The organism is Collinsella sp. HCP28S3_B9 (assembly GCF_052066095.1).
In the GTDB taxonomy this organism is placed as follows: Bacteria; Actinomycetota; Coriobacteriia; order Coriobacteriales; family Coriobacteriaceae; genus Collinsella.
Genome location: NZ_JBQHST010000002.1, coordinates 99,356 through 109,880, shown reverse-complemented (window position 1 = coordinate 109,880; position 10,525 = coordinate 99,356). Strand labels below are relative to the sequence as shown.

Below are 10,525 nucleotides of genomic sequence, written 5' to 3'. Positions count from 1 at the left end.
AATGGTCGCCGGGTTTTTTTGAGCCCCCCCGTTGTGGGGTGTTTAAAAAAACCCCCCGTGCCAAATTAGCTACCCCCATCGGCTATCTCCCGCAGCCCACAATTCGGTTGAAAAGTGGGCTGCAGTTTCCTCGGGCTTGCCAAAGAGCGGCGGCTGCCTCGCCTCGCCTACTCCCCCAGCAGGGCCTTCTCGGGCGTGATCGGCAGCGAGCGAACCTGGTGGCCGGTGGCGTGCGCCACGGCCGAGGCAACGGCGGCGAGCGGTGTGTTGATGACGACCTCGCCGATCGACTTGGCGCCAAACGGGCCCGTCGGCTCGTAGCTCGGCTCAAAGGCCACGCGAATGCTGCCGATATCCAGGCGCGTGGGCAGCTTGTAGCTCATAAAGTTACCGGTGCGCAGGCGGCCGCGGTCGTCGTGCTCGACAATCTCGTAGAGCGCGTGACCGATGCCCTGGGCAATGCCGCCCTCGGCCTGGACGCGCGCGAGTGCCTCGTTGATCACGGTGCCGCAGTCCACAGCCGCCGCATAGTCCACCACAGTCACCTTGCCGGTGGCCTTGTCGACCTCGACCTCGGCAATGCCGGCCATAAACGGCGGAGGCGAAACGGGCAGGCAGGCAGAAGCATGCGAGGTGAGCGCGTCGCCGCCCGCGATGTTCTTGACGCACAGGTTGGCAAAGTCGCGCAGCGTGAGGTAGCGGCCGCACTCGCGGGCGGCGCGCTCGTCAGACAGACGCACGTACTGGCCGTCGAAGACCACGTCGGCGGCGTCCACGTCCCACATCTGGGCGGCCTTGGCGCAGATCTTCTCGCGCAGCTCGGTCGCGGCATTCTTGGCTGCCAGGCCCGTCACGTACGTGCCCGAGCTCGCGTACGAGCCGGCATCGAACGGCGAGACGTCGGTGTCCACGCCGCGCACCACGATAAGCGAGCTCTCCACGCCCAGCTCCTCGGCGGCAATCTGCGCCAGGATCGTGTCGACACCCATGCCGTTATCGGTGGCGCCCGTGCCGATGGTAATGAAGCCGTCCTCCTCCAGGCGCATGTCGATGCCGCCGATATCCACGTTGGAGATGCCCGAGCCCTGCATGGTGAGCGCGCAGCCCAGAGCACGCACGCGGTCGCCCAGGTCCACGGCCAGCGGCTTGTCGCGCCAGCCGATCATGTCCATCGCACGCAGCAGGCAGCGGTCGAGCGCGCAGGCGTTGAGCTTCTCGTTGTAGTACTGCGGCATAATCTCGCCCTCGCGCACGATGTTCTTAAGACGCAGGTCGGCGGGATCCATGTGCAGCATGTCGGCGAGCTCGTTGACGGCGCTCTCCACGGCAAACTGGCCCTGGGTGGCGCCGTAGCCGCGATACGCACCGCCGCGGTTGGTGTTGGTGTAGACGGCGTCCCACCTAAAGCGGCTCGCCTTCACGTGGTTGTAGATGGGCAGGCTCTTGTGGCCCGAGAGGCCGATCGTCGTGGTGGCATGTTCGCCATACGCGCCGGCGTTGGACAACGTGTGCAGGTCGATGGCCGTGATGGTGCCGTCGTTCATGGCGCCCAGCTTGACGGTCATCTGCATCTGGTGACGCGAGTTGCCCGCAGTGATGGTCTCCTCGCGGGTGTAGCAGCAATAGCTCGGACGGCCAGTCTGCTGCGTCACGAACGCCACGAAGATCTCGCAGCAGCCCGTCTGCTTGGAGCCAAAGCCGCCGCCGATGCGCGGCTTAATAACCTGCACCTGCGACTGCGGAATGTCGAGCGACTGCGCGACCATGCGGCGCACATGAAAGGGCACCTGCGTGGAGGTGGTCACCGAGATGCGGCCGAACGCGTCGGTCGTCGCGAAGGCACGGAAGGTCTCCATGGGCGCGGTCTGCGTGGCCTGGCTGGTGTAAGTGCGCTCAAAGACGATGTCGCTCTGGGCGAAGGCCTCGTCCAGGTCGCCAAAATCGCTGGTACCGCTACACACCAGGTTGCGAGCAACGTCGCCGCCCTGCGGGAACATAAAGGTCACGTCGCCCTCGGGGTGGACCACGATGTCGTTATCGAGCGCCTGGGTAAAGTCGAGCAGGGGCTCGAGCACCTCGTAGTCGACCTTGATGAGCTTGAGCGCCTTGTCGGCGGCCTCCTCGGTCTCGGCGGCGACGATCGCCACCTCCTCGTTTTGGTAGCGCACCAGGTTCTCGAGGATCAGGCGGTCGTAGGGGCTCGGCTGCGGATAGCTCTGGCCGGCGATAGTAAAGCGGCGCTTGGGCACGTCCTCGTAGGTGTAGACGCCCACGACGCCGGGCACCTTCAGGGCGCGCGACGTATCGATGGAGCGGATCTTGGCACGGGCATACGGGCTGCGCTTGAGCTTGACGATAAGGGCGCCGGCGGGCACCAGGTCTCCTGTGTAGACGGGACGCCCCTCGAGCAGGGCCTTCGAGTCCTTCTTGGGCTGCTTATGGGTGATCTGCTTGTACGAGACGCCATCGCAGCTGGTGTCGTTGACCGGAAGCTCGGGCATCTCAAAGCCCACCTGCACGCCGGACTCGTTAAGGAAGCGGACGATGGCGCGCAGCTGGCTCTCGTAGCCGCTGCAGCGGCAGAGGTTGCCGGCGAGCTGGCGCGAGAGCTCTTCGCGCGTGGCGACGAGGCTCGGGTCCTCCTTGGCGGCGCGGGCAAGCGCCAGCACGTTCATGATGAGGCCGGGGGCGCAAAAACCGCACTGCTCGGCGCCTTCGGCAGCCATTGCGTGGGCGAGCGCCTCGGACTCGGCCTTGAGGCCCTCGAGCGTGGTGACGGAGCGGCCCTCGACGCGCGCAGCGGGAACCGAGCAGCTCAGCACCGGGTCGCCGTCGAGCCACACCGTGCACAGGCCGCAGTTAGTAGTCTCGCAGGCGCAGCGCACCGACGCGCAGCCCTGCTCGCGCAGCAGCGCAAAGAGCATGGTGTCGGGGGCAATCTGAACCTTGACCTTGCGGCCGTTGAGCGTAAAGGAAAGATCGATGAGTTTGGCAGCCATTAGCGCACCTCGCTAGAATCGACGCCGGGCACGCGGCGGCAGGAATACTCGTCCGTGGCAAACTTAGGCACTTGCACGCCCTCGAGCTCGCGGGCAAGCGAGGCCGAAAGCTCGATGCCGGCGGCGCGGCACACGGCCTGCACGGCAAGCGGCGCCGAGATGCAACGGCGATAGTCGGCCGAGCCCCACAGGTTGGTGCCGTAGCTCAGTGCGCGTACGGACGCGGCCAGGGCGCGCAGCTCGTCCTCGGAAGGCTGCTCGCTCACCAGGCCGCACGCCTCGCCCTGCAGCAGGGTCGCGCGCAGCGGGCGGGCGCCCACGGTGACATGCCAGCTGTTGTCCCACCAGGCGGCGGTGACGTTTAAGGAGGGGAAGTCGGTCGCGGCCTTGCGCACGGCCTCGTAGCTTGCGCGGTAATCGTGCTTAACGACCACCACGTGCTCGATCACGTCGCGCACGTAGCCCATATCCACGAACTCGGCGAGCGGCACGCGGCCGGCACCCGTCAGCTCAACGTACGAATCGAGCGCCAAAAAGGCCGAGAGCACGTCCGAGAAACCAAAGCGACCGTAGATGCTGCCGCCCACCGTGGCGGTGTTGCGCAGCTGCACGCCCACGATATCGTGGACGGCGAACTCAAAGACATGGTTGACAAGCGCGTTGAGCTCGGCATGGCGCTCGAGCTGGCGCAGGGTGCACATGGCACCGATGCGAAACTCGGTCTCGGTCTCCTCGATCTGATCGAGTCCGCAGGCCGAAAGGTCAATCGCCGTCGCCACGCGACGCGAACCCAGGCGCATCCAGATGCCGCCGCCCACAATCTTGTTGTTGCGGTTCTTCTGTAAGAGCTCATAGGCTTCGGCCGCGTTTCCAACGCGAACGTAGGTACCGAACTTGAGCACGTTCTCCCCCATCTCTTCACTTGTCCAGTACCTCTAAGTGTGCCAAACGAGGGCGCACAGCCCTCGCCACCATAGAAAAAGGCTCCCAGCCGGATGGCTGGGAGCCTCATCACATGCTATGTCAAGCGAAGATTTAGCAGACGCCCTGGGCGAGCATGGCGTCGGCGACCTTCAGGAAGCCGGCGATGTTGGCGCCCATGACAAAGTTGCCCTCCTGGCCGTACTCCTTGGCGGTGTCGTCCACGTTGTGGAACATGCCGCGCATGAGCTGCTCGAGCTTGCCGTCGACCTCCTCGAAGGTCCAGGACAGGTGCTCGGCGTTCTGGCTCATCTCCAGGCCGGACACGAGCACGCCGCCGGCGTTGGCAGCCTTACCGGGCATAAAGGCGACGCCGTTCTCCTGGAAGTAAGTCGTGGCCTCGATGGTCGTGGGCATGTTCGCGCCCTCGCCGACCACCTTGCAGCCGTTGGCGACGAGCGCCTGGGCGTCCTCGAGCAGCAGCGTGTTCTCGCGAGCGCAGGGCAGCGCGATGTCGCAGGGCAGCTGCCACACGCCGCGGCCGTCGCCCTCGTGCCACACGGCGTTGGGCTTCTCGTCAACATACATGGCGAGCGTGACGCCCTTGTCGTGGCCGGAGCGCTTCTTGTTGTAGACGTGCTCGAGCACGGTGTAGTCGATGCCGTCGGGATCCTCGACCCAGCCGTGGGTATCGGAACAGGCGAGCACCTTGCCGCCGAGCTGGGCGACCTTCTGGACCGCGTAGATAGCGACGTTACCGGAGCCGTGAACGACAACGTTCTTGCCCTCGAAGGAGTCGCCGCGGCTCTTGAGGTACTCGTCCACAAAGTAGACCAGACCGTAACCAGTGGCCTCGGTACGGGCGAGCGAGCCGCCAAAGGAGAGGCCCTTGCCGGTAAGGACGCCGGTCCACTCGTTGGTCAGGCGCTTGTACTGACCGAACATGTAGGCAACCTCGCGGCCGCCAACGCCCAGGTCGCCGGCGGGAACGTCGGTGTTGGGGCCAATGTGGCGATAGAGCTCGGTCATGAAGGACTGGCAGAAGTGCATGATCTCGTTGTTGGACTTGCCCTTGGGGTCAAAGTCGGAGCCGCCCTTGCCGCCGCCCATGGGAAGGGTGGTCAGGCTGTTCTTGAGGATCTGCTCCAGACCCAGGAACTTGAGCATACCCAGGGTGACCGTCGGGTTAAAGCGCAGGCCGCCCTTGTAGGGTCCAATGGCAGAGTTGAACTCGACGCGGTAACCGCGGTTGACCTGAACCTTGCCCTGATCGTCGACCCAGGGAACACGGAACATGACGATGCGCTCGGGCTCGACGAGGCGCTCCAGCAGGGCGGCCTCCTCGTACTCGGGGTGGGCGTCGAGCGCCGGCTGGATGGTGCCGAGGATCTCGGTCGCGGCCTGGATGAACTCAGGCTGCTCGGGATAGCGGGCCTTGAGCTCTTCGAGAACTTTCTGCGTGTAGCTCATGCTTCCTCCAATGATGGGAAACGAAAATGTCGGTCACGGCACCCTATGCGCCGCGAACTTTATCGTGTATGGATAATATCGCACTGTTGCAGCAAAGTTTCGCATAAGCCGACGAGCAGATGTTTCGTTTTGATTACGATGCAGGTAGAAGCGTTTTTGAGCGCCCGACGTACAAATCGCGTGTTTCGAAGCTGTTTCGTCCACATGTTCCAAACCACCACATTGGGGACACATGATGCGCCCGGGCACACCGGCGGCAAGACAGACGACACGGCGGACCCGCATAAAAACAAAACAGCGCCTTTGCGGCACGCAGCAAGACCGCGAGCACAAAAGCGCTGGTGGCGTGTGGCGGGAACGTATGTGAATCGAACACATCCAAGACGTTTTGCACGCCTCGCAACGGTTTTGAGGACCGCGGAGCCCACCGGAGCCCATCCGTTCCCAAGTGCGGCGGTATTTTACCAAACCGAGCAGCCAGTCTAGCGCAGGGACCTCAGGCCGCCGGCTTCCTTGTCGAGCACCGTAAAGCGCACGGCATCCAGGTGCTCCAAGATGCTGATGGCACGTTTGCGCGACACACCCAGCGCCTCGCGCAGCACGCTCGTGGTGGCAGCGCCGCCGGCTGCCTCAATGACAGCGGCGACAAGCTCGCGCGCATGGGCTTCCGAGATGGCAGACAGTGCAACGTCGCGCTCGACCTTAACGATCGAGCGGTTGAGCGAAAGCTCGCGCAGGGCGCGCGTCATGGTGTCGCGGTCGAGCTGCAGTCGCTCACCCACCTCGGGCAGCGTCGGCGCATCGAGGCCGGCCCCGTCGAGCAGCGCCACAATGCGCTCACACGCCTCGCGCACCACACGCGCCGCGACAGCAGCGGAGTGCGGGTCGAACACCTCGGTGCCCTCGGCGGCGCACACGCCACGCGAGCAGCCCTCGGCAATCAGGGCCGCGGCAACGCCTTCATCGGCGGCAGGCCACGCAGCATGGGCAACGGCGCCGGGCGTAAAACCCGTCTCCTTGGGAGCCGCCGCGTGCATGGCAGACAGGGTCGCCGCCAGCACGTCCATGGCGGCATCGAGCACGGCGCCATTCGCATACAACGTGCCGCCCGAGCCGGCAAGCTCGCAAACAACACCTCGCGCCACCAACTCGCCCAGCGCGGCATCGGCCTCACCGGCAACAAGATCGAGCGCCTCGGCAACATCAGCCGCCGCAACCGGCAGCGCTTGCAGCGCCAGCCACGCGTCTACGCCAGCAACGGCATCGCCGGCTTCAAGCGCCGCAAACAGCGCACGCTCGCCGGCCGAAAGCTCGCGCGAGCGACGGCAGCGCGAAAGCAGCACACGCCCGCCGCCGATGAGCATAACGGGCGAATACGACAGCACCACGGCATGGTCTCCGGCGCGCAGCGGCAATGGCTCCTCCAGGCGCACCTGCACGGTACGGGTCTCGCCCACCGCCATGGGGGCCTCGCCCTCCAAAAGCATGACGCGGCCGATGACCTCGGCCGTGCCGGCCATCACGTGCACGCGCGCGCCCGACTCGAGCACGCGCGGCTTGGCGCCCTCGCGGCCCAGGTAGGTAAACGTCATCATAAAGCGCAACGTCTGACCAAAGCGACCCGCCACGCCCAGCATCTCACCACGGTCAAGCGCCGCGACACCGTCACCGACCAGGTTGAGCGCCACGCGTTGCCCAGGCAGCGCGCGCGGCGTATCGCCATGCACCTGAATCCCGCGCACACGACAGACCGTACGCGACGGCAAAGCCATCAGCTCGTCGCCCACCGCAACCGGCGCATCGTGCAGCGTTCCCGTAACGACGGTGCCGACACCCTTGATCGTAAAGCAGCGGTCAATCGGCAGGCGAGACGAGGCATCGCTCCGATCGGAACGGTCGCGGCAAGCATCCCAGCAGGCACTTACCTGCTCGTCGAGCACCGCAAGCAGCCCGTCGATCCCCTCGCCCGTCTTGGACGACACGGGCACAATCGGCGCGCCCGCAAACACGGTACCCGACAAAAAGTCATCGACATCGAGCTCGGCAAGCTCGGTCATCTCGGCATCGGCCAGGTCGCACATCGTCAGCGCGACCACCATATGCGTGACGCCCAGCAGCTCCAGCACATGCACGTGCTCGCGGGTCTGCGGCATCACGCCCTCGACGGCCGAAACCACCAGCACGGCCACGTCGATACCCGTGGCGCCCTGCACCATGGCGCGCAGGTAGTGGGCATGGCCAGGCACGTCGACCAGGCCGACAATCTTGCCACTCGGCAGCGCCAGCTCGCCAAAGCCAAGCTCAACGGTCATACCTCGACGACGCTCAACCTCCAGACGGTCGGGATTCTTGCCGGTCAGTGCCTCGATCAATGCAGACTTACCGTGGTCGACGTGGCCCGCCGTGCCAACGATAACGGGACACTCCACCAGCGCCTGGACCTCACTCATCGAGCAATCGCCTTCTCAACGCATGCGGCAAGCGTCGACGCCGCCGTCTCGATATCGCGGTCGCCCACGAGCGTACGGACGTCAAACAAAATGCGATCGTGCGAGGTTCGCGTGACGACCGGCGTGTCGAAGTCCTGGACAAGCGAGCGCTTGAGCGCATCGACCGTCAGGCGCGCGTCAACAAGACGCACGGCAACGCACATCGTGGGCAGCTCCATGGTAGGCAGCGAGCCGCCACCGGGGGTCGACGATTCCTCGACGATCTCCACCTGAACGGCGCACGGGCAACCGGCCTTATCGAGCCCGGCGACCATACGATCGCGCAGCTTGCGGGCACGTCGCTCCAAATGGGCCTGCGGCAGCGTAAGCATGTTGAGCACCGGAATATCGCGATGGGCAACATCGGCGCCGTCCATGTAGATACGCAGCGTGGCCTCGAGCGCCGTAAGCGCCAACTTGCCCGGACGAAGAGCGCGCATGAGCGGATGTGCGCCGCAGGCCTGGACCAGATCGCGACGGCCCATGATGATGCCCGCCTGCGCCGCGCCCAGCAGCTTATCGCCCGAGCACGACACGATATCGAGCCCCGCCGCGACCGAAGCCGGCGTGGGTTCCTCGCCACCGCGCACCAGGATGTCATCGGGCAGGAGCGCGCCCGACCCCTGGTCCTCATAGAACAGCAGGCCATGCTTGTGAGCAAGCGCCGCAAGCTCCCGAGAGCTCACCTCCTCGTGAAAGCCCTCGATGCGATAGTTGGAAGGATGGACCTTGAGAATCATGGCCGTATCGGGCGTGATGGCTTGCTCATAATCTTCTAGGTGCGTGCGGTTGGTGGCGCCGACCTCGACGAGCTGGGCGCCCGAAGACGCCATGACATCGGGGATGCGAAAGCTGCCGCCGATCTCGACAAGCTCGCCGCGGCTAACGATGACCTCCTTGCCTGCGGCATGGGTCGCCAGCACCAGCAGCACCGCGGCGGCGTTGTTGTTGACCACAAGCGCGTCCTCGGCACCGGTGAGCGAGCGGATCAGATGCGCGGCGTGTTCCTTGCGCGACCCGCGCGAGCAGGTGTCCACGCTGTACTCGAGCGTACTGTACCCGCGCGCAACCTCGGCCACGGCCTTTGCCGCCGACTCCGCGAGCGGGGCGCGGCCCAAGTTGGTATGGATGACCACGCCCGTGGCGTTGACGGCAGGGCGCAGGCTCGGCAGCGCGGAGCGGTGCGCACGCCACTCGATCGCCGAGGCCAGGTCGCGCTTAGAGCGCGGGACGGCACCGGCGCGAATGGCGGCGCGTTCCTCGTCGAGCTCGGCCGTGACGGCGGCATGCACCACCGCGTCGCAGGTCTCCCCCGCCGCCTTCACTACCGGCCACTCGGCGAGCAGCTCGTTGACGGAGGGAATGGCGCGCAGGCGGGCGCGAACCTCATCGGACATGTTCTGGCTATCGCTCATGTGCGGCCTTTCAAAACCAAAGGTGAATCAATCGTTCGAACGTCAAACTATCGGCCGATTAGATCGGCTGAATCAATCAATCGCTATTATCCTCGCACGACGACGCCCCGCGGGAGGTCCAACGTCAAACAGACGGTACCCTACGCCTCAGACTTCTTGGCGTAGATAAACCAGTAGCCGAGCGCGACCAGAACCGCACCGCCCACGATGTTGCCCAACGTGGCGGCGGACAGGTTAAACGCAATGCACGCGGCGTTGAGCGCATCGGCGCCGGCGACGTCGGCACCATAGCCGCACGCGTGCATCACGGCACCCATGGGCAAAAAGTACATATTGGCAACGCAGTGCTCAAAACCGCAGGCCACAAAGGCGGCGATGGGCAGCAGAATGCCCACGACCTTATCGACCACGGTCTTGCCGGCGGTACCGATCCACACGGCCAGGCACACAAAGATGTTACACAGGATGCCGCGGAAGAAGATCGTCAGCCAGTCGATCGTCACCTTGCCGGCGGCGACACTCACCATGGAATTGGCGACCGCCTCGCCGTTGAGCTTGTAAATGCCGGCCATGTACACCAAAAAGACGATGAACAAGGCACCGGCAAAGTTGCCAAGCCATACAACGACCCAAGCCTTGAGCATCTGGACCAGGGTGATCTTTTTGCTCTTGAGCGCGCAGACCATAAGCGAATTACCGGTGAACAACTCGGCGCCACACACCAGCACCAGCACCAGGCCCAGGCAAAAGCACAGGCCGCCCACGACGCGCTGGGCACCCCAGCCCAGCGTGCTGTCGCTCAAAAACACCGTAAAGAACAGACCGCCGAAGGCGATAAACGCACCGGCGAACATTGCCAACAGAAAGGCCTGAGCGACCGGCAGGTTAGCCTTGGTCACGCCGGCAGCCTCGGTCTTGGCCTCGATCGCGGCGGGCGCCAGGCAATCGGGAGCAGGGTACTCCACCTTGGAATCTGCCATGTCAATCACTTCTTTCCTAATCACCAGGGACAAGCGTTGCTACAGCTCCTGTCCCAAGCGGACAAAATGGGAAAAGTCGTTGGCAACCACGGCGTCGTACACGGCGTCAACGGCGTCAAAGACTTCCGGGGACATGGGGTTGTAGAACTCCGTGTCGCCCGGCTGAATCCCTATGAAGAAGATATCATCGCACGATTGCTCGATTTCTTCGATCAGAATCGACAAAGGGAGCGAATGCGCGGTGAACATCG

At 64.6% G+C, this 10,525-nt stretch carries 7 protein-coding genes and 1 tRNA gene; all 8 read right to left on the bottom strand.

Annotated features, from left to right (window positions below; all coding sequences use genetic code 11):
• Positions 1–167: 167 nt before the first annotated feature.
• The gene (locus ACTNBB_RS01375) at positions 168–2,999 is read right to left on the bottom strand and encodes a molybdopterin-dependent oxidoreductase (RefSeq protein ID WP_441056156.1); all 2,832 of its coding nucleotides are present in this window, start codon (positions 2,997–2,999) and stop codon (positions 168–170) included.
• Positions 2,999–3,901, bottom strand: coding sequence for an FAD binding domain-containing protein (locus tag ACTNBB_RS01370; protein ID WP_441056158.1), 903 nt, complete (start codon positions 3,899–3,901; stop codon positions 2,999–3,001). Before ACTNBB_RS01370 ends, ACTNBB_RS01375 begins: the two co-directional genes overlap by 1 nt.
• A gap of 133 nt (positions 3,902–4,034) precedes the next feature.
• Positions 4,035–5,390: an NADP-specific glutamate dehydrogenase gene (gene gdhA, locus ACTNBB_RS01365; RefSeq protein ID WP_154515369.1), complete on the bottom strand. Its 1,356-nt coding sequence runs from the start codon at positions 5,388–5,390 to the stop codon at positions 4,035–4,037.
• A gap of 349 nt (positions 5,391–5,739) precedes the next feature.
• A tRNA-Sec gene (locus ACTNBB_RS01360) sits at positions 5,740–5,836 on the bottom strand.
• A gap of 36 nt (positions 5,837–5,872) precedes the next feature.
• Positions 5,873–7,840 (bottom strand): selenocysteine-specific translation elongation factor, encoded by a 1,968-nt coding sequence (selB, locus tag ACTNBB_RS01355; RefSeq protein ID WP_441056160.1) that lies wholly within the window; start codon positions 7,838–7,840, stop codon positions 5,873–5,875.
• The gene (selA, locus tag ACTNBB_RS01350; RefSeq protein WP_441056162.1) at positions 7,837–9,294 is read right to left on the bottom strand and encodes an L-seryl-tRNA(Sec) selenium transferase; all 1,458 of its coding nucleotides are present in this window, start codon (positions 9,292–9,294) and stop codon (positions 7,837–7,839) included. The genes selB and selA overlap by 4 nt, the downstream gene beginning before the upstream one ends.
• Positions 9,295–9,434: 140 nt before the next feature.
• Positions 9,435–10,274, bottom strand: coding sequence for a formate/nitrite transporter family protein (locus tag ACTNBB_RS01345; protein WP_441056164.1), 840 nt, complete (start codon positions 10,272–10,274; stop codon positions 9,435–9,437).
• Between the two features lie 39 nt (positions 10,275–10,313).
• Positions 10,314–10,523: a hypothetical protein gene (locus ACTNBB_RS01340; protein ID WP_441056165.1), complete on the bottom strand. Its 210-nt coding sequence runs from the start codon at positions 10,521–10,523 to the stop codon at positions 10,314–10,316.
• Positions 10,524–10,525: the final 2 nt, after the last annotated feature.

What these genes read in the sequence shown, in the direction of transcription:
- ACTNBB_RS01375 (WP_441056156.1), bottom strand. Translation starts at nt 2,999, where the DNA reads ATGGCTGCCAAACTCATCGATCTTTCCTTTACGCTCAACGGCCGCAAG.
- gdhA (WP_154515369.1), bottom strand. Translation starts at nt 5,390, where the DNA reads ATGAGCTACACGCAGAAAGTTCTCGAAGAGCTCAAGGCCCGCTATCCC.
- selB (WP_441056160.1), bottom strand. Translation starts at nt 7,840, where the DNA reads ATGAGTGAGGTCCAGGCGCTGGTGGAGTGTCCCGTTATCGTTGGCACG.
- selA (WP_441056162.1), bottom strand. Translation starts at nt 9,294, where the DNA reads ATGAGCGATAGCCAGAACATGTCCGATGAGGTTCGCGCCCGCCTGCGC.
- ACTNBB_RS01345 (WP_441056164.1), bottom strand. Translation starts at nt 10,274, where the DNA reads ATGGCAGATTCCAAGGTGGAGTACCCTGCTCCCGATTGCCTGGCGCCC.
- ACTNBB_RS01340 (WP_441056165.1), bottom strand. Translation starts at nt 10,523, where the DNA reads ATGTTCACCGCGCATTCGCTCCCTTTGTCGATTCTGATCGAAGAAATC.